Origin of the sequence: Paenibacillus sp. SC116 (assembly GCF_024733555.1) — a bacterium.
In the GTDB taxonomy this organism is placed as follows: domain Bacteria; phylum Bacillota; class Bacilli; order Paenibacillales; family Paenibacillaceae; genus Paenibacillus_B.
Genome location: NZ_JANIOF010000003.1, coordinates 190,982 through 212,125, shown reverse-complemented (window position 1 = coordinate 212,125; position 21,144 = coordinate 190,982). Strand labels below are relative to the sequence as shown.

Sequence of the window (21,144 nt, the reverse complement as noted above, 5' to 3'; positions counted from 1 at the left end):
GAGGGAGCTCACATCATTTCCATCATCATTTTACTTATCCCACTAAATATTGACAAAAGAACCTTAACTCCCTTACATCACCAGTGTCTAGATTAACCTACATACGAGTACAGAAAGGCTCACGTAAGACCAGAAAGGAGAAGCAGGAATCTCCTGCACGTATTTGATGAAAAGAAGAAAATCATCGAATCGGGATATCGTACTGCGAGTCGCAGCTGAACGATTCCTAAAAGCAGGCTATCATTCAACTAGTATGGATGACATCGTCGCAATCAGTAAAGTATCCAAAACGAACATTTATTATCATTTCGCGAGTAAGGAGGCCATTCTGCTAGAGATCGTCGATGATGCAGTGGCTTATTACGATGCACGTTCCGCACTTATCATAACTCAACAGCATGTAGATGTAATTACAAGAATCGAGTTTCTACTGCGGCTCATCGCTTATGATCCTTACCAACAAGATTGTCGCGTTGGAGGTACGTTTCTTACGTTGTTTGCGCAAACTTCGCGCGAAGTGCCCGCAGTTCGTGAACGGATCGATCAATTTTTCCGTCGAAACCAGCAGTTGCTGGAGCAGTTGCTCCAAGAAGGAGTTAAAAACGGTCAACTGCCCACATCTCTTCCTATTCCGCAAACAGCAGCTCTTGTTCTGTCAATATTTGAGGGCGGCTTATTCCTTTCAGAGGTGTATCAAGATGGCGATCTACTTCAGCATGTGTTCCAGTCGCTCGAATGGCTCATGAGGGCGCAGCCTCCATTGCGCACGACATAATCATATAGCGCCTCGTTCTGAACAGCCTCTATTCTTGTTCTTCTAGTGTAAGAATAGAGGCTGTTATTCATCATTAATTTCCCAGTCTCAACCCCATTCATTCTCAAGCCCACCTTATGTACAGGCAATTGCTAGGAAACCATGTTGACAGTTACATATCCACCCCTAATAATAGGTAGAGCCGTCTACCTGATAAGTAGGTTGCTAACCCAATCCATTTCATACATGCTAATCCCATATGGAGATTGAACGTTACGCATACAAAGAGGCATTCAAAGAGGAATCCACGGAGGCATTCAAAAAGGAGTACCTCCCTACTTTGTTTGAAGTTATGTTTGCCTATTTAATAACTACTGCAAGGTGTTTACAATTATAAGTTAGCGTAGAACAACAGCATCATTCTCAGAATCTTATGGACAAAAGTGCAGTTCATTTAGGTAGAAAACGTCATTTTGCGATAGATTCAGACAAATGTGCAGTTCATTTTCTCGATTAGGCAGTTAAAATGCGTAAAGTAGCCAAAATAAATGTATTTTTGTCGTTAATCGCTTAGATAGTCACATCTATAGATAAAATAACTGCATTATTGTCACTAATCTGAACGAGGTGCTCTCGGTCTACTATTCAATCTACGTTCTACCCGCTTAAAATGACTTGTTTCATTTCTTGCTCTAATTTACTAAAGCTTGCTCTTAATTTACTAAAGGATTGCCCCGTGTTACCGATATCAAATAGCGCAGTATGTGCCCTTTTCACATCTCATACTGCTATAACCTATCGCTCGCGGATAAATGATAGAAGGGATTGAATTTTGATCATGAATCGCACAATGATTATGGCCTCCCTCATGGTAGCCACTTTCTTAGCGGCAATCGAGGGCACCATCGTCAGTACAGCAATGCCCAAAATTGCAGGCGACCTGCAAGGCTTCCATATGATGAGTTGGGTATTTACCGCCTATCTTCTCGTCTCTTCCGTCTCGGTTCCGATATACGGAAAGCTGTCTGATATTTGGGGCCGCAAAGCTATCTTCCTAACAGGTATTGCATTATTTCTCATTGGTTCAACCTTATGCGGCTTTGCACAAACGATGGATCAGCTCATTTGGTTCCGCGTCATTCAAGGACTTGGAGCCGGTGCCATCCTGCCCGTCACCAATACGATTATCGCTGACCTATATCCCTATGAGCAGCGTGCCAAAATTCTTGGCTATATCGGTGCCGTATGGGGAACAGCAGGTATTGCTGGACCGCTCGTAGGCGGCTTTATGGTGGACCAGATTTCATGGCATTGGATCTTCTTTATGAATATCCCATTTGGTGTAGTAGCTATGATACTCGTTGCTATTTATCTGAAAGAAGAGAAACGTACGAACAAGCAGCCGCTCGACTTCGCAGGTGCAATCACATTCACGATTGCCGTTACTGCTTTGTTGTACGGTGTACATGTTGGCAGCGAATCCGGAGAGTGGATGTCTGTCAGCGTATTGGCTCTATTCGCCGTATTTATCCTGTTTATTATCGCCTTCATCCGTATTGAAGCAACCGCGAAAGATCCAATTATGCCTTTGCAGCTATTCCGCAATCGGGCTGTAGCCGTGACGAATGTGCTTTCTTTCATTATTCATGTGCTATTGATCGGCATCGTCGTTTACGTCCCACTATGGATGCAAGGAGTAGCTGGTTCTAATGCAACGCTGTCTGGTTTAGCACTTGCACCAATGTCTATTACTTGGACATTCGGCGCCTTCCTATGTGGAAAACTCATGATCAAGCGTGGCATGCGCACGTCTTCTATTATTGGCGGTCTCTTCTTATTTATGAGCGCCCTTGCCTTGCTCTTTATGCAAGTAGACAGCAACCATTGGTGGCTGTATGTCATTACAGCATTTATCGGGATTGGCTTCGGTATTTCCGTCACGCTGCATACCGTTGTCGTACAATCTGCGATCAGCCCAGATATGATCGGAACTTCTGTTGGTACAAACGTATTGTTCCGTAACATCGGGCAGACGATTGGCGTATCGCTTATCGGCAGTTATTTCAATATACAGACTGCACAAACAATTGGCAGCCACCCAGACAATGCGGGTGACGTTACACCTGCGATGCTGAACACGATGATCCAGCCGACGCAAGGTAGTGTATCGCTGAGCGAGTCTGTCATATCCGTCTTGCGAGATAGTCTTGCCAGCAGTATCCACGTCATATTTATAATCTTGGTTGTAGTTGCTTTTAGTATGGTAGCACTATCGTGGGGATTGCCTTCACGCAAACAAAAGTCACTTGAGCAAAAGCACTCTACATCAGCATAAAATCCAAGATAATAGTAGTAATAAAGACTTGTTTAGCGAGTCGTTTCCATGCCGTTGCCCTTTTACTAGGTGCAGCGGCATTTCATTTTTAATGTCCTATCACAGGAACTTATTTTATAGAAAAAAATCTCCGCTACCTAATTTAACGTACTTCAACTCTCTCTACAGCGTCTTCTATTGACTTGCCAACAACCGAAAAGGCGCATGAAATCAGCGTTTTCCCTTGCTATAGAGCCATCTATCTCTTATTGATATAATTATCATCTTTAATCGCTATCTAAAATTTAATGCTCTTTATTATTCAATCCGTCGATTGTTTAGTATAATGAAGACGTTTCCAGTATTATCATTTGAAAGCGCATTTATTGGCTTATTTTTATTATTACAAAACTACTACACCAACAACCTGTACGAGAACATTAAGGAGGTCCTATCCATGTCGGCTGGGGTGTCAAACAAGAACGGGGCGTGGGAGCGATATTTCGGTCCCAATCTTGGATACATTCATGAGCAATACGAGCAGTACCTAGACAACCCGGATGCGGTTGATGCACGATTCCAAGAATGGTTTGAGCAGTATGGTCCGCCACCTGCTTATGCTAACGAGGAATATACATCACAATCCGTTAACAGCACTGCTTCTACAATCCATTATGCAATGAGCAGCGGAGAAGCGCTCATGCAAGCAGTCAATGCAGCAAAACTTGCAGAACATATTCGTACGTACGGCCATTTGGCAGCTAATATCGATCCAATTGGCATTAATGCTACACCAGACCCTCGTCGCTTCTCTCCGGAAGCGTACGGTTTAACTGTTGAAGGCCTGCAAGCTCTTCCTGCTTCCATCGTATGGAATAACCATCCTGCCGATGTGAAGACTGCCTGGGATGCTATCCAGCACTTGTTGAAGTCTTATACTCGTTCGATCGCTTACGACTTTGGACATGTGCATGATGTGAACGAGAAGCAATGGCTTCGCGACAAAGCAGAACACAAACAAGTTCCTCCTGTCATGACGAATGAAGATCGCATTCAATTGCTTCGTCGCCTGATGGAAGTTGAGCATTTCGAGAAGTTCTTGCATAAGACATTTGTTGGCCAAAAACGTTTCTCCATCGAAGGAAACGATGCACTCGTACCGATGCTTGATGAGCTTGTACGCGACTTCGCACGCGATGGTGCTAAACATATTTTGATGGGTATGGCTCACCGTGGACGTTTGAACGTACTTACTCACGTATTGGGCAAACCTTACGGCGCTATTTTCTCAGAGTTCCATCATTCACCGAATAAAGACCTATTCCCTTCTGAAGGCTCAACAGGCATCAATCACGGCTGGACAGGGGATGTGAAATATCACTTAGGTGCTGATCGCAACTTCGAAGAAAATGAATTCAAGACAAGCATTAACTTGGCGAACAATCCGAGCCACCTTGAATTCGTAGACCCTGTCGTTGAGGGCTTTGCACGTGCGGCGCAGGAAGATAGAAGCAGCGCTGGTTTCCCTGTACAAGATACGGAGAAAGCTGTTGCTATCCTGATGCACGGAGACGCGGCATTCCCTGGTGAAGGTATCGTAGCAGAGACATTGAATTTCAATAATCTGCGCGGTTACCAAAACGGAGGAACACTGCACTTTATCGTCAACAACCGCATCGGTTTCACAACGGAGAGCGAAGACTCCCGTTCTACGCTGTATGCGAGTGACTTGGCGAAAGGCTACGAGATTCCTATCATCCATGTTAACGCAGATGATCCAGAAGCTTGTATCGCTGCGGCGCGCATGGCGTTTGAATATCGCGATACATTCAAGAAGGACTTCCTCATCGACCTGATCGGCTACCGCCGCCATGGTCACAATGAGATGGATGATCCGACTGTTACACAACCGAAAACATACGAGAAGGTGCACGCTCACCCGACCGTTTATCATTTATATGCAGAGCAATTGAAAGCTCAAGGTGTCGTAACTGACGAAATCATTAAGCAATTGCAAGATGATGTAGATGCAGTCTTGCAGCAAGCTTACGACCAAATGCGCGATACAGCTGAGGGTCAGTATCAATCCCATATCGACAAGCTGCCAAGAGCTCATATTCCTAATCCGAAGAGCGCGCCAGTTACATTGGAACAGTTAAAGTCGATTAACGACGGATTGCTGCAAACACCAGAAGACTTTAAGCCGTATCCGAAGCTTGAGCGTATCCTGAAGCGCCGCGCAACTTCACTGGATGAAGGCGAGAAGGTAGAGTGGGCTAACGCAGAGGCGCTTGCCTTCGCTACGATTCTAGCAGAAGGACAACCGATTCGAATTAGCGGTCAAGATTCCGAGCGCGGAACGTTCGCTCATCGCCATCTTGTGCTGCACGATCATACGAACAACAATACGTACTGCCCATTGCATCACTTACCAGAAGCAAAAGCATCTTTCGCTATTCATAACAGCCCATTGTCCGAAGCTTCTGTACTCGGCTTCGAATATGGCTACAATGTATTCGCGCCAGAAACGCTTGTTATCTGGGAAGGACAGTACGGAGACTTCGCTAACACGGCTCAAGTCATCATCGATCAGTTCATCTCTGCCGGCCAAGCGAAGTGGCATCAATATTCCAACTTGGTTATGCTCCTGCCTCATGGCTATGAAGGCCAAGGACCAGAGCATTCCAGTGCACGCTTGGAGCGCTTCTTGCAGCTATCAGCGGACAACAACTGGACGGTAGCAAACTTGTCCAGTGCAGCTCAGTACTACCATTTGCTTCGCCATCAGGCAGCAATCGGCGGTACGCGCCTTGCACGTCCATTGGTTGTTATGGCACCGAAGAGCTTGCTGCGCAACCCGCGCAGTGCTTCTCCAGCTGCTGAACTCGTAGATGGTTCCTTCCAACCAATCGTGGAAGAGCCATTGCTAGGCCAAAAGCCTGCTAAGGTTAACCGTCTTGTTCTCTGCAGCGGCAAGATCACTCTTGAACTGCAAGCAGAACTCGATAACCATCCAGACAAAGACTGGAGCTGGCTGCACATCATCCGTGTTGAACAACTGTATCCGTTCCCAGCAGAAGCGATCGCAGAAGTGATCGGCCGTATGAAAGGTCTCAAAGAGATCATGTGGGTACAAGAAGAGCCTCGCAATATGGGTTCATGGACATTCATGGAATCTCGTCTGCGTGCAATTATGCCTAAAGGCGCAGAAGTAACATACAACGGACGCGCTGAGCGCTCCAGCCCTGCAAGCGGCTATGCAGATGTGCACAGCTACGAGCAGCGCAACATTATCGAGCAAGCATTGAACTTGAAATAATCCTAAACGTACCGTGCTAAAGGAGGAAGCTACCGTGACAGAAGTAAGAGTGCCTGATTTGGGAGAATCAATCACAGAAGGAACGCTGCACAAATGGCACGTTCAACAAGGTCAAGCAATCAAGCAAGGTGATATCGTAGCTGAATTGGAAACGGATAAAGTCAACTTGGAAATTAGTTCAGACGAAGATGGTGTTGTTGGAGAGCTTCTTGCACAAGAAGGCGACAACGTACTTGTTGGTTCTGTCATCGCAATCATTAACGCTGGCGGTACTGCTGCACCTGCTCCAGCACAAGCTGAGGCTGTAACTCCAGCTCCAGTTGCTGCGGCATCTGCAACGGCTCCTGCTCCAACGCCAGCAGTTGCAGTACCAGCGCCGAGCACAGAAGGTGTGCATGCAACACCTTCCGCTCGCAAGCTTGCTCGCGAGCATGGCATCGACTTGGCTCAAGTGCAAACACGCGATCCAATCGGCCGCATTACAACAGACGATGTGCAAGCACAAGGCCGCAACGGAAACGCTGCTCCTGCTGCGACACCTGCTCCTGCTGCGACACCTGCTCCTGCTGCACGCCCTGCCGCAGCTCCAGCTCCTCAATTGGGCGCAGCTGATGCAGAGAACGGCAAGCCAGTTGAGCGCACGAAGATGTCCCGCCGTCGTCAAACGATCGCGAAGCGTCTCGTTGAAGCGCAACAAACAGCTGCGATGCTGACAACGTTCAACGAAGTTGATATGACTGCGATTATGGACGTTCGTAAGCGCCGCAAAGATGCTTTCAAAGAGAAGAACGAAGTCAACCTTGGCTTCATGTCCTTCTTCACAAAAGCGGTTATCGGCGCATTGAAAGCATTCCCATTGTTGAATGCTGAGATCGACGGCGATGAGCTGCTTGTGAAGAAATATTACGACATCGGTATCGCGGTATCCGCGAAGGAAGGTCTTGTCGTTCCTGTAGTACGTGACGCAGATCGCCTTGGCTTCGCTGGCATCGAGAAAACGATCATCGATCTTGCAGGCAAAGCACGCACGAATTCTCTAGCGTTGTCTGACTTGCAAGGTGGTACGTTCACGATTACAAACGGCGGCGTATTCGGTTCCTTGCTGTCCACGCCAATCTTGAATGCTCCGCAAGTCGGTATTCTCGGCATGCATAAGATTCAATGGCGTCCAATCGCTATCGACCAAGAGCGCATGGAGAACCGCCCAATGATGTACATTGCCCTTTCCTACGACCACCGTATCGTCGATGGTGCAGAAGCAGTTAGCTTCCTAGTGAAAGTAAAAGAATTGCTAGAAGATCCAGAGTCCTTGTTGTTGGAAGGCTAAGCCGATCGAACGGGATTACTGAACATATGAATGCTGCAATCTCGTACAACCTGCGGGGTTCAGCACAACAGGGGCTGTGCCGGGCGTGTAGATATTCTACCTCCGGCGCAAGCTCCTGTTTTTTAATCACCCAAAGTATAAATCGATAAACTTCAAATTCTAACAATTTTTGCGCAAGATCATCAGCTTGATTGCCCAGATGCGTCCAAAGAGATGTAGCCGCTTATTTTTCCCCTATAATCAAAATTGTTTACAGCTTCATCCATACAGGTTATCCAAAAGCACTACCTGTGGTTAAGCGTAAAACATATATTATTAGGAGGAATATACTATGAAAAAGATGGCGGTAAGTGCGGTTGCGGCTTTGACACTTCTTTTGGGGTCTGCTTTACCAGCAATGGCAGCCACACAAGGTTTTAATTTTAATTTACTTGAAAATGAAAGAAAACCTGTTTACTTCGTAACGGATGATTCCCTTGTATCGTTGGATGTCTTGCATCAATACAGTGACTCTCGCACAAATGTTGATTATAGATTATATGAAGCATCTACAAACACTTTAGTAGATGAAGCTAGTGGGCGGTTTGAGATCGATGGTGACATTACAAGACCAAGTCAGGAAGTAAGCTTCACATGGAGAAATCTTAAAGTAGGAGTCTTGTATTATTTAGAAGTTGATAATGATAGTAGAGATAGCAATTTCAATACTATCCGCACCAAAGTTGAAGGAAAACTTTACATTTAAATGGAAACCCGTTAACACTGCCTTTGCCCTATTGGCCTAGCCTAGGGGCGAAGGCGTTATTTTGTTCTTCCACCCCTCTTTCGAACTTGGTACAATAAGGATAATATAAATAACTTACATATGTTTATCCCGTTTCTTTCATCTATCTATCAATCCCTTACGACATACATATATTCATACCTACAGCAGGGGGCCCATGATGCAATTCGATCTTATGGATTGGTTTTTATTAAGCACGATTATCTTTTTCATTTTACTAGGCATCACATCAGCTACAATCGCTTATAAGAAAAGACGCTCCTATTTCCCCGGCTTGACCTGTATTTTCATGGCAGGCTTATTTACGATCCTGTTTGCATTTAAGCTTTACCACATTGCAGATGCACAGCGCGCCGCACTCGATGCTACGATCACAAAGGCTTGGTACCATCCAGAGCAAGGCGAACAAAATAGCAAACCGGCTGACCATACGATTACATTCGGCAACCAAACCTATCGATACATTGGAGACATTGCTGGCTTTGCAGCCAACGGTCAAGGAGAAGCCTTTGACAATAGGGGTAATCTCATTCTCTCTGGCACCTTCCGAGACAATCAACTTCATGGCACAGGCATATGGTATCGTCCTGATGGTACTACGAGATACTCAGGCCACTTCCGTTACAATCAGTTGCACGGTAAAGGGATCAATTATGATTCACAAGGAAATATCGCAATAAACGGCTCGTATCGAAATGGAAAACTGCATGGTGAAGTGTATCACTACAAAGACGGTAAGGTTCATACGTTTAGCAAATATGAGAACGGCAAGCGGGTGAAAGTTCTGCGGCAATATTAAATGGTAGCGAAATTACATAACGATATGAAAAGACCTCCCCTTACCCTCATAAAAAATGAAGGTGTCAGGGGAGGTCTTTTTGAGCATTTTATCATCCTATACACTAATTCGACAAGAGCCGATACATTTAAAAGTCTATTTGAAGGTGAAAACCAAACGACCTGCGTCATATAACCCAGCGGGTTAGTTGCATGTGGTTTGTTTGCGCTATCCAGCAATCAAGCACGACTAGTGAAAATCCGTATCCCAGCGGTATTTTTCTTGATAGATGCGATAGACTTCATCCTGTAACCCGTCCCAATCTTGATCTGGGTACTCTGCCAACATTCGATACAACCGAAGGAAACGATCCCTTGGTAGACTGAACGCATAGCGCCGCACGAGCGGGGAATACGATGCAACATAATGCTTCGTCCGAAGGGCAGCACCGACGACAGCCGTCATAATCGCAAGCCCTGACTCCATGCGAAGGATGGAATGCTCATGCCGCAGCACATAGCGAAGCGTGCGATCTCGAATCAATTCTCGTTTCAGCTTGGCCACTTCACCTATGTAACTGGCTAGCAGTGGTTCGAAATGTTTTAACAAGAGAGGATCTAGTTCAAGATCCATATCTTTTCGCAAAATAAACGAGTCAAGCATATGAAGCTGCTGCAGTCGAATGGTGTCATTATGCATAAGCGTTGCGATCTCACGAAGCATCGCATAGGTTAACGGCTTGTCCTTGTTCCAGTTCTCGATTGCGGCTTCCCAATCGCGGAACACACCGTTCACGATTATTTGCTGCTCCTGCTTGATCAGATGGAGCAGTTGCCTAGACTCGGCCTGCGCTTGCAGCATCACTTGGACTCTCCATAGAACAATGATGACTAGGATCCCTACCGCACCGCAAATGAGTCGTTGTTCCGTCGAGTCGCCGAATAGCACAGCAGCAACCGCTATCAAGAGAGCGATCAGCAGCACTTTTATATTCGAATATCGAACAAGCAGAGAAGCGTGCTCATCTAGCGAAATCAGTTTGCTTTTGTCGCAATAACGGCACTCCTCTTCCGATAGCATCGTGAAATTTTTACAATGTTTGCAAACTCTTAACTTTTGATAGCCGTATCTCGTTATACTATAGGACTTAAGCCGAACTGGTTGTTTATGGTTCATTTTGTATCACGTCCACGGTTTAATATCGTTAGCAGCACTTCATCAACCTCTTCTGCGGTTGGTACTCGCTTGCGTTGCACGTAAGCTCTTATGCTGATTACAGCAGCATATACGATAAGAATGGCGATACATCCATATGCAATCATAGAAATATTCCTTTCTTCTGGTTGTACGTTTATTTCGGTAAAGTAAATGGCTAGATTCGATCGATGTTGATTGCCAGCACTTACTAACGGCACACTGCAAGTGTAATGCCGAATTCAGTCAGAAATCAACTATACGCTGTCAATGTTTGAAAAATGCTGGACATTTATGAGATAAACTTCATACAATCTTAAGAATTTTAACATACAATAGAAATGATAGACTTGTAGGACGTTTAACCTATTCAGCCGTTGAACAGCCTCAATACATCAAAAGGAGACATTATATGCAACGAAATATATCTATCTCTATTCGCATACTACTAGCACTTTCAATCATATTTGTACCGCTCGTCAGCATGCAGCCTACAGCATTCGCAGCAGTGCCATCTTCACAGATTGATGCGGTACTGGCGCTCGATGTGAGCAACTCGATGAAAGAGAGTGATCGCAATAAGCTTGCTAATGAAGCGATGAAAATGTTCATCGATATGCTGTCGCCAACAGGCGATAAGGTAGGCATCGTCGCCTACACCGACCGAATCGAGCGCGAGAAAGCACTGCTCGATATTAAGTCGGAAGCAGACAAGCAGGATTTGAAGCAGTTCATTGACCAGATCAATCACGGTGCCTATACAGACATCGCGGTCGGTGTTAAGGAAGCTGTCAAAGTGTTGGAGAATGGCGCTGACCCTGCACATGAACCAATGATCGTGCTGCTAGCAGACGGCAATAATTATTTGAACAAAAACGGCAGCCGCACACAGGCTCAATCCGATCAGGAGTTGAATCAGGCAGTAGCCGATGCAAAAAAAATGGGCATCCCCATTTATACGATTGGTCTAAATGCAGACGGTCAGTTGAACAAATCTGTGTTGGATCAAATCGCAAGCAAAACTGGGGGTAAATCCTTCGTCACTGATTCTGCGGACGATTTGCCGCAAATACTGAGTGAAATTTTTGCAAGCCACCTGAAATTGAAAGTCGTACCGATTGATTCGATTACATCGAACGGCAAGTATCAAGATGTAAAGATTAACGTTCCTAACGCAAATGTGTTAGAAGCAAATATTTCGATTATGTCTGAAAAGCCAGTCGAAGTCCGACTGATCGATCCAGCTGGTAACAGCGTGCCGATTCCTTCGTCTGACGTGCTTCAGTCCAAGTCTAAGAGTTACTCCTTGCTTAAGCTGATGCAGCCTGAACAAGGTGACTGGACCTTGCAAGTAAAGGGTGTAGCTAAGGACAAGATCGATATTAACTTGATCTTCAACTATGATCTGGCACTGACGATGAAGCCGATTCCGTCCAAGAGCTACAAGCCTGGTGACACCATCGATATCGATTCGTATCTCATCAGCAATGGACAGCCACTCGACAACAAAGAATTGTATAACAACATGAAGGCAGTAGCGCTGCTAAAAGATATCGACACAGGCAAGACCGTCGAGGTGCCTTTGAACAATAAAGGCGATCGATTTACAGGAGAAGTTACGATCAAAGAGAAGCATCTCTATGAATTAATTGTTAAAGCCGAAGACAAGAGCTTCTACCGTGAAACGAAGCCTGTCCAGATCGATGCCAAGTCAGGCAAAGTAACAACGCCTCCAACAACAGAGTCCGGTGACTCATCGGAGGACAAGCCCTTCCCTACGCTGCTCGTAGTAGGTGGAGTGCTCGGAGCTGCCGCACTCGCTGCTGCCGCGTTCTTTATTATGAAGGCGATGAAAAAAGCGAATCGCGGCTTCGTCGGACAGCTCGTCATCGAGATTAAGGACGAGAATACAGGCGAGAAGAGCTATCCGCAGTATAAGAAGCTGAATGGCTTCCGCGGCAAGTTCACTTTGCATCAAGTATTGCAGCTGGCTCCGGAATTGAAGGAAACCGAGAAGATTGTATTTACACCAAGCAACCAAGACCGAATCATGATCCGCAGCAATGGGGACAGCACGATTGAGAAGTCAGGCCGCGCGGTTCAAGCAAGCAACGGTATTGAATTGAAAAATGGTGACCGTATCACCGTTCCGCTTGCTAGTGTGGACAAAACGATTATGATCGAATATCTCGTATAAATAGATTAAATAATTCGGCTTGATAGAGAAATAGAAACCGTGTTTGACACTAAGGAGGTCAAAGTAACATGAAACCAGTAGTTCGCGAACATATACAGCAGTTGGACGTATCCCTCGGCGGAGGTATTGTCAGTGACAAGATTCGCGTCGATACGATCGACAATCCCATTCTAATTATCGGACTAGGCGGAACAGGGATCGATGCCCTGCTCCGTTTGAAATATCAAATTAACCGCCGCTTCAAGCTACCAGAAGATCCGGTATCGAAGCGCAAAATGGAGAAGCCATCGAACGTCGAGTTCTTAGCATTCGAAACCAATGAACAAGACCGTGCAAAGAAATACAAAGGCATCGGCCTCGATCCGTTAAACGAATTCGTTCTATTGTCGAACGCTGAAGTCGGCGGCTTACTGCAAAATCGTAGTATTTTGGAACCGTATATTACCGAATGGCTGTCCCCTGAGCTGTCCATTACAGACGGCATGAACGGTGCGGCAGGCGTACGCCAAGCTGGACGACTATTGTTGTTCACGAAGATTAACCAAGTTGTGCAAGCGATCGATAAGAAGATTAAGACATTGTCTGTCGGTACAAATAAGAAGCTGATGGTCTTCCTACTTTCCGGCTTATCCGGCGGTACAGGCAGCGGATGTTTCCTCGATATATCTTATATAGTACGAGGCATTATTGAGCGCGATCACGGCTCCGCAGGGATTGACCGTGTGAATACACTCGGTTACTTGTTCACGCCAGACGTCAACTTGGCGAACAAGAGCTTGAGCGAGCACACACGTGAGTACATCAAGAAGAACGGCTATGCTGCGCTGAAAGAGCTTGATTACTGGATGAACGTAGATAGCCGCGGGGAGCGATTCCAGCAAAAGTATGGCAATATTTTGAGCGTAAACTCACCATTGCCGCCATTCAACCTGTGTCATCTGATCTCGGCAACGAACACAGAGGGCAAGCTGCTGGAGAACGCTTATGACTATTGCATGAACGTAACGGCTGAAAATATTACGAACTTTATGGCGAGTGAAGAGAAACAGTCTGGCGAAGAGTTCGCAATTCATGACTACATTAGCAATATCCGTACGAATATTGCGCAAATGAACAAGGCGTATCCAGCCAACTATGAATACAACATTATCGGCGCATCCTCTGCGGTTCTGCCAATTGAAGAAATGACAACGTATCTTGGCTATCGCCTGTTCCAAAAGATGGACAAAATGTTCGAGAAAGCACCAAGCCAAGAAGATATCGAGAAGTTCGCACGCAAGCTAGGCATCGACCTCGATTCCATGATAAAGACGTTCGAATCGCGTGTACCTGAGCCATTGCCAGGTTACGAGAACAGCGAACGACTAAGCTACAACAATGTCGTGAAGATGCAAGTTGTCAATATGGACACCGAGCTGGAACAGAACTTCCTAGCACGTGCACGTGAAGAATATATTAAAGCGAAGAAGCAGCTGCCAGGCCAGATCGTAGAGCAGCTTAGCGAACAGCTGCGCCGCTTCTTCCTGCATCCGGAGCAAGGACCGTTCTACGTATCACGTCTTATTTATACCGAGAAAGGCTTCTGCTTGTTAAAAATGATCCTTTCTTACATCGAGACGCTGCGTGAGAGCTTGCACCGTATTCCGCGCGACATCGAATCGGCGCAGGATCAAGCCCATGATCGTCTAGGTGATGCAAAGAGCGCCTTCATATCAAAAGATAAGAAGAAGAATGTCTTTGTGGAAGCGAAAATCAACGAATACTGGCTCCATGCAGATCTCGAACGCACTGAACAAATGATCGAGTTCTATGAAGATCTGTACGAGCTGCTGAATAAAGAGAACAATCGCATTTATAGCGTATTTACAGAAATATTGAATGCACTGAACTCTATTTTCGAGAAAAACGGAGATATTCTTATTAACGGTGATGAGCAGTCTGACTATAAAGGCAATCGCTCTTACTACTGGAACATCGTCAGCGTGCCAGACGTTTCTAAAGTAATCAGCAAAGTGATGGAGCAGAAGGAAGTCGATGATCTCATTCGCGACTTTACGATGGAATTGTTGAACCGTTCGGATCAATGGATTAAGGAGAACGAGATTGATATCGTCAGCTCGATTTCCGACTTCTTGTCTGATAAGTTCGGCGACCTGATTACACAGTCAATGGAAGAATTCTTGATTATGAAGTTCGGCCAAGAAGAATCGATTGAGAAATTCGTAGAGCGTAATATTGCTAGCAAGTTGGATGATGAAGCTGTGCCTGTGTTCCATTTGAGCAACAGCTCTGGCAGCATGTACTTCCCTTCTTGGGGCTTCGTATCCGTACCTGTTAAGGCACCTAGCATTTTGAAGGGTATTAAAAACTATCAAAATAACGCAGTCGGCAAATCTCACTTTACTGTAAAAGAAAGTGAAGTGAAGAACCGTATCTTCTGGCTTAACACACGCAACGGTGTACCGTTGTTCGTCTACACGCCACTTAAAGTGTACGAAGAAAGCTATGAGCGCACGATTCTTGATAAAGAAGGCATCGGACGCCATCTCGTGCAGACGGACAAAGTGAACTGGACGTACTTGCCGTCTCCGATCCCTGAGCAATCTTGGGGCGATACGTACGCGAATACTCGCGTGCGCAGCTACAACGAGCGTGTGCGCGGTGAATTTAGTAAGGCACAAGGCTATAAAATCGTAGTGGAAAAAGACATCGACCACAATACGAGCAACCGCTATGCAGTTGTGCTAACGCCTCCGTTCGATCTAGAGCAATTGTTGAGCGGCTATGATCTGCAATTGAAGGCAGCGAAGCCGAATCTTGGCGAAGTGAAACGCGCGCAGCTAGAGTTGAAGCGTCTACTAGTAGAAGGATTGCCGCAGCAAACTTCGAAAAATATTTTCGGTAGCATTAACGAGGAATTGGCGAAGGAAAACTTAATTCGTACACCTGAGCTGACTCGCCGAGTTCGCGAGGAAATTGCGAAGTACGAAGCGATTGCCAGCAAAGTGGCGGAATTCGATAAGCTGCTCAGCTTGCATCAAGATGAAGAAAAGCTGCAAGATCATTTCATCGAAGTGATGTATACAGGCACGATTACGAAGAAAGGTGCTCTGTATGTGTACGACCGTGATGAGGAAGAAGAAGCATGGGAGCCGTTCGCTAATCTAATGAAGATTCGCGACTATGTGGAGTTTGAAATATTTGAGCAGTTCCGCAAGCTCGATGACAAAAGCCGCAGCACGATGCTGCGCAAAGCTTCCCGTCGCGATGCGGAGCTAACTGGCTCAGAAGACGTAACACCGCTGCTCGAGAAGCTCGAAGATCTGTATTCTGCCTTCCTAGATGCTCGTGATCGTCTTGAGTATGAGAAGATTGAATTGGCAAATGGTGAAGAAGCGTACCAGTTCTACAAGCAGCTGACGAGCAAGCTTAACACGATTCGTAGAAAGTTGAAGTAAGCCTATGAAACAGCTATTACAGCGTTTTGCGGATGAATATGCAGGTGCGGAAGAGAAATTAAGCGGGCTAGCCGATGATCAGAGCAGCATTCACTACCCTACTCTGTTCTTGTTCATCGGCGACAAGTCAGCGGAAGCCGTTGAGCAAATTGCACGTATCAATGCAAAGAAGTGGGACAACAGCGCGGGCGTTATGTATGTTCATATTACTTCTGAGCAGGAAGGCGAGCAGCGTCAAGGACAGCATGTTCAGGACGACGAGCTTCATCGAGGGCAGCGTGATCAACATTCCATCGATACAAGTATTCGCCGTATCACGCTGCCGATTGATAAGCTGCAGCACAACCAATCCAAGTCATTGCGCCCCGCCATTTATGGGGAATGGCAGCAAGATGAGCGGCAGCTATTTGAAATGAATCGCACACTGCGACAAGTCAGCCGTCACATCTCGGATTATGGGCGACTCTACTCTTCTTTCGACCGCATCCATTTAGCAGTCGTTACGAGAGTAGATGACCCGATGAATGTACTCGTACCGGAAATTACGGTATTAGCACAGTCCATTTTCAGTCAATCGTTCAAGTCCGTGCAGATGGATATGTACGCACTTCTGAGCGAGCGCGATCAGATTGACGCTTTCGGAACAAGCAGTTGCTACGGTATGGCATTCCTGCGCGAGCTGGAATATATGCAGGCAGCAGATTATGCGTTATCCGCTCCGCTTCATGTTACGGAGGACGGTATTCGCATCCCTATCTCGCATGGACCTGCGCCATTATTCGATCTCGTCTACGTTCTGTCCGACAAGAACGAACGAGGCATTTCAGCAGCATCTGACATGCAGGATAATTATGAAATGATTTGTCACATGAGTTTGTTGAAAAATCGCAAGTCGAAAGATGCCGCTTACGATCAGTATGCAAACTATGCAACTAGCTATAATAACGCAGCATTTAAAAATAACATGATGACCGAAGACGGCCGTCAAGGTTATGTCTCAGCTGGATTTTCTAAAGTAAAGCGGCCTAATGAATCTATCGCCTTGACAGTGCTCTATCACTTTTACAAACAGCTGCTGGATCGATTGCAGACAACGCCTGACTGGAACAGCCGTGAGAAGCTTGTCCTGCTCGGACTGTCACCCGACAAGGTCGCTGTCCAAGTCAATGAGGCGATTCCAGATGCAAGCCGCATCAACGACATGAATGGCATCATGACACATGATATTAGCTTCTCTCGTTTGAAGCAGTTATCATTGCGAGAAGCCGAAGAAGCGCTGTTTGGTGATGGATGCAAGCTTTATTTCCGCGACAATTTTGTCCGTTCGGCGAGCAGCTATATGGAGCAGTTGGATGTGCGGGCAAAATTGCGGGCCACGATGCAGAAGCAAGCTGCCGAGCATCCGAATCTTAACGTCTTTCAATGGTATGAATGGACGAATGAGCACGAGGAATCAGCAAGTGTATGGAAAGACGTGCGTGCACGTATTCGCGATCTATCGCGTGAGCTGGAGCTGGCTCAAGCCGAGCTCGACCAACTTTATATGGAGAAGGCTGATAGCCTATCCTTCCAGCGTCTTCCGTTCATGGACAAGCACAATGTACGCGGCTTCGTGCGCAGCTTCTGCCAGACGATTTATAGCAAGAAGCTAGAGCTGCTGCATACAGAAACCGAATTGCAGTTTACGCGACGCTATGAAACGGAGTTGGAGCAGCTTCATGCCGAATCGGCTCGCCAAGTACAGCAAATGCGACAGTTGGAGCGCATGCTGCACGAGGCAGCGTTGGAGCGTATCCGTACCGCAGATGATTATATCGGACAAAACATTATGGAGTACTATGAGCGAGTTACTTCAGATGTGATGCAAGAAATCGAGGCTAAGCGCGGTGCGATGATATTTTTTGACGAACGCTATGTAGGAAACATGCCTGACTTGCTCCAAATTGGCAGTGAACATCTCTTACGTAAGCTGACGGAAGTATGCCGTACACATATTTTAACGGCAGCTCCATTCCATCAGACGTTTGAAGAAGAATTGCTGCGTCGCTCTAATGTTACGATATCGTATGACGATAAGGATGTCCTTTCGAAAGAAGAGCTATTCAAGCGCCTGTATCGCACGCTCGAAGAACAAGCGAACATCCATATTCGCCTCCTAGATTATACGCATGAGCATCGTTATGAAGAGAAATATTTCTTCGGCGATTGCACAAGTGAATTCATCCGTTACGCACAGCGGGCAGATGAAGGATCAAGGCTGTATAAGCTTGGAACCGTCCACGAGAAGCGCAGCAGCGGTGTGGAGAAGCTCAATCTTATGGGCGGCTTCCATATTGAAGATCTTATGTACTATCGGAACGGAAAAGTGTATTACGACAGCTATGTGCAGAACGGATATACCTTCCACGGTATCGATCCTGCCAAGCTGCCTGTGCTTCGTTAGCATGATAAACGCAACCTTTAACAGCGAGAGCAGGACTGACGCTTCACAGTGTCTTTCCCTGCTCTCGCCATTATTCAATAGAGAGGAAATATTACGATGCAGCGTAAATTGAACTTGATGCTAGTGCTGTTCAGCCTTATCGGAGGCGGCGTTGGCTTCATTTTAGGCGAAGTACTCTTGTACCAGCTGTCTGGTGAAGTACCGAATGCGGTGCTGGTTGGCTTGTACTTTGGCGTACTCGCGTTATGTATCGGACTAGGTGCCCTTATTGCTGAGCTGATGTCCCCTCGCCTTAACGGTGCCTCATGGCGCCAACGTTATGCAGGGGCGTCATGGAAATATATCGCTCCAGCTACATTGGTTCTGTTGTTCGTCGTAGGACTTGCCCTGCAATTCGTCTATGGGCTTCAGCTCGGAGGAGCGAAGAAGGTCAAAGATATCGTGCTCGTCATAGACAATTCAGGCAGCATGAACAGAACAGACCCTAATAATGATCGCAATGAAGCAGCCAAGCGCATGATCGCACAGATGGATGCAGACAAACGAGTTGCGATCGTAGAATTTAACGATCAAGCGGCTGTTTTACAGCCATTTATTCAAGTAAAGGACCAAGCAGCCAAAGACAGCGTCTATGCTAAATTGGACGCACAGAAGACGACAGATGGTGGAACGGATATTGCGCGGGCGCTTGACGAAGCCATGCAGCATATTAAAGAACAAGCCGACAGCATGCGCGGTACAATGGTTGTTCTATTATCAGATGGTGTGAGTGAAATGAACCTGGATGCTGCTACCTCCGAGTATGCAGCACAGCATATTGCCGTCAACACGATTGGGCTGAGCCTATTTGAAAAGGCAGGCTCCAACCTGCTGCAGCAAATTGCGGAACGCACAGGCGGACAGTACTATGATGTTTCGGAAGCAAATCAGCTATCATTCGTCTTCCAAGACATTTATGAGAAAATAGACAATCGCACGCTCATTACCGAGCGTACAGGTCCAACTGCGGATAACACCTACTACAGCATTTTGCGCGTCGTAGCTATCGTGTTGATCGGAGCAGCGATTGGCCTAGCGCTTGGGCTTATGTTCGACAATCGCTATTTGGCCCGCAGCTTTGCTATCGGCGGTGCAGTAGCTGGACTATTGGCTGGCCTCGTTCTGGAGGCTGGTCTGACAGGTATTATCGTGCTGGACAGCGTAGTCCGATTGATCGCAGACTTGGTGCTGGCAGGCATTATTTCCGTATTTACACTAGTGGTTCCGATAAAGGAAAACTATACGCTGCGCGACAACACGCACCGTCCAGGCCGTTCATCAGGCAGAGGCGCGAGCGAGGAGTTTACCGAGAAGCCGAAAGACAGCCGCAGTCACGGATTTTGATTAAAACGAGGCTTTTCGCTCGTTCATATTTATCCTTGCGGTAGCGCTTTTTAGGCGGAAGCGGACTAATCTACCTTCGTGGAGAGTTCCTAATTTAGATTAGCGACAATTGTGCAGTTATTTAATCTGTAAATGTGCTTATTTGGGCGAATAACGTCAAAAATACAGTTATTTCGGGTTCTTTGCCCATTTAAGTACCGGATCGAGGAAAATAACTGCACATTTGTCCTTATCTATAGCAAAATGGGGTTTTCCACTTAAAATAGCTGTACTTTTGTCCGTAGCGGCATAATATATGCACTCACTCATGTGCTATGCATGAATATGTTATGAACTCGCATGTTATGCGCTAATGATGCGCTTATGTGAGTGATTACGCGAATATAGTGCTGTTCCGTGCTACCTTATTTAATACTTAACATTCAGGCTCTGTAAGAAATTTCAATTCACGGAATGGATTCCATTAGGGATCGAAACGATTGAAACGATAGAAACAAAACATAAGCTACAAACAACGTCACACTGTCATATGCAGGGGGCTATACTACATGCACGTTATCGATGCGGATTCAACGACACCAATCGTTCGAGACCTAACCTACAAAATAGATGAAGACCGATGCACACTGCGCTGGCTATGGCCTGAAGGTGTACAAGCGGTATATATTCAGCGAGCGCCTGCTGATGGACAAGAACAGGAAACTCCGTCGCCAAGCAGCCTTAAGTTATATACGAAAAATGAGTACAAAGCCAACAATGGCTACCATGAACGAATCGACGAGATTGGAAGACTAGCCTATACGGTATACGCCACCCTGACTATCGACGAAGGAACAGCGCTCGTTCGTCAACCTGATGGACGAAACCGCATTTTCATTAGCACAGGCAAGGCCCGTATCTATTATTCCATTCGCCAAAGCAGCGGATGGTTCAAGCGCTACAAGACGGTGCAAATTCAAGTAACGACGGAAGTACCCTTAGCCAAAGACGTACTTTGTTACGTAAAAAAGCAAGGCGGACATCCAGTCAACAAAGAGGATGGAACCGTCTATCCGTTCGTCGAGTCATTTGTTGCTGGAAAGACCGTACTGCCAGTTATCGAGATTGGCAAGGACGACTACATCCGACTCTTCTTCACCGATGGACGCCACTATGGTCAGGTGTATGAATTGATTCCGGAATAAGGAGGAAGA

General features: G+C 46.3%; 13 protein-coding genes. 11 read left to right on the top strand and 2 right to left on the bottom strand.

The features are described 5' to 3' along the window. Positions 1-166: 166 nt before the first annotated feature. The 6 genes from NQ117_RS15105 (at position 167) to NQ117_RS15080 (ending at position 9,297) form a co-directional block, all read left to right on the top strand. The gene (locus NQ117_RS15105; RefSeq protein ID WP_258278855.1) at positions 167-775 is read left to right on the top strand and encodes a TetR/AcrR family transcriptional regulator; all 609 of its coding nucleotides are present in this window, start codon (positions 167-169) and stop codon (positions 773-775) included. Positions 776-1,592: 817 nt separating this feature from the next. Continuing rightward, positions 1,593-3,089 carry an MDR family MFS transporter gene (locus tag NQ117_RS15100; protein ID WP_258278854.1) on the top strand — a complete coding sequence of 499 codons (1,497 nt, stop codon included), beginning with the start codon at positions 1,593-1,595 and terminating at the stop codon, positions 3,087-3,089. Positions 3,090-3,525: 436 nt separating this feature from the next. Next, positions 3,526-6,387, top strand: coding sequence for a 2-oxoglutarate dehydrogenase E1 component (locus NQ117_RS15095; protein WP_258278853.1), 2,862 nt, complete (start codon positions 3,526-3,528; stop codon positions 6,385-6,387). A gap of 34 nt (positions 6,388-6,421) precedes the next feature. Beyond that, positions 6,422-7,714, top strand: a complete 1,293-nt coding sequence (odhB, locus tag NQ117_RS15090; RefSeq protein WP_258278852.1) for a 2-oxoglutarate dehydrogenase complex dihydrolipoyllysine-residue succinyltransferase — start codon at positions 6,422-6,424, stop codon at positions 7,712-7,714. Between the two features lie 331 nt (positions 7,715-8,045). Beyond that, positions 8,046-8,459 (top strand): hypothetical protein, encoded by a 414-nt coding sequence (locus NQ117_RS15085; RefSeq protein WP_258278851.1) that lies wholly within the window; start codon positions 8,046-8,048, stop codon positions 8,457-8,459. A 196-nt stretch (positions 8,460-8,655) separates the two neighbouring features. Beyond that, a complete protein-coding gene (locus NQ117_RS15080) occupies positions 8,656-9,297 on the top strand; it encodes a toxin-antitoxin system YwqK family antitoxin (RefSeq protein WP_258278850.1) in 642 nt (213 codons plus the stop codon). A 228-nt stretch (positions 9,298-9,525) separates the two neighbouring features. Here the strand turns inward: NQ117_RS15080 and NQ117_RS15075 are convergent, their stop codons facing one another. After that, the gene (locus NQ117_RS15075) at positions 9,526-10,452 is read right to left on the bottom strand and encodes a hypothetical protein (protein ID WP_258278849.1); all 927 of its coding nucleotides are present in this window, start codon (positions 10,450-10,452) and stop codon (positions 9,526-9,528) included. Further along, on the bottom strand, positions 10,449-10,598 hold the full coding sequence (locus tag NQ117_RS15070; RefSeq protein ID WP_258278848.1) for a hypothetical protein: 150 nt from the start codon (positions 10,596-10,598) through the stop codon (positions 10,449-10,451). Before NQ117_RS15070 ends, NQ117_RS15075 begins: the two co-directional genes overlap by 4 nt. 284 nt (positions 10,599-10,882) lie before the next feature. Between NQ117_RS15070 and NQ117_RS15065 the strand changes: the two genes are divergently transcribed. The 5 genes from NQ117_RS15065 to NQ117_RS15045 all read left to right on the top strand — a co-directional run bounded on the left by NQ117_RS15065 (position 10,883) and on the right by NQ117_RS15045 (position 21,135). Further along, positions 10,883-12,667 carry a vWA domain-containing protein gene (locus NQ117_RS15065; protein WP_258278847.1) on the top strand — a complete coding sequence of 595 codons (1,785 nt, stop codon included), beginning with the start codon at positions 10,883-10,885 and terminating at the stop codon, positions 12,665-12,667. 68 nt (positions 12,668-12,735) lie between these two features. Then, positions 12,736-16,125, top strand: coding sequence for a tubulin-like doman-containing protein (locus NQ117_RS15060; RefSeq protein ID WP_258278846.1), 3,390 nt, complete (start codon positions 12,736-12,738; stop codon positions 16,123-16,125). A gap of 4 nt (positions 16,126-16,129) precedes the next feature. Beyond that, positions 16,130-18,568 (top strand): transcription initiation factor TFIID, encoded by a 2,439-nt coding sequence (locus NQ117_RS15055; protein WP_258278845.1) that lies wholly within the window; start codon positions 16,130-16,132, stop codon positions 18,566-18,568. 96 nt (positions 18,569-18,664) lie between these two features. Further along, positions 18,665-19,951, top strand: coding sequence for a vWA domain-containing protein (locus tag NQ117_RS15050; protein WP_258278844.1), 1,287 nt, complete (start codon positions 18,665-18,667; stop codon positions 19,949-19,951). A gap of 548 nt (positions 19,952-20,499) precedes the next feature. After that, positions 20,500-21,135, top strand: a complete 636-nt coding sequence (locus NQ117_RS15045) for a beta-mannanase (protein ID WP_258278843.1) — start codon at positions 20,500-20,502, stop codon at positions 21,133-21,135. Positions 21,136-21,144 lie beyond the last annotated feature (9 nt).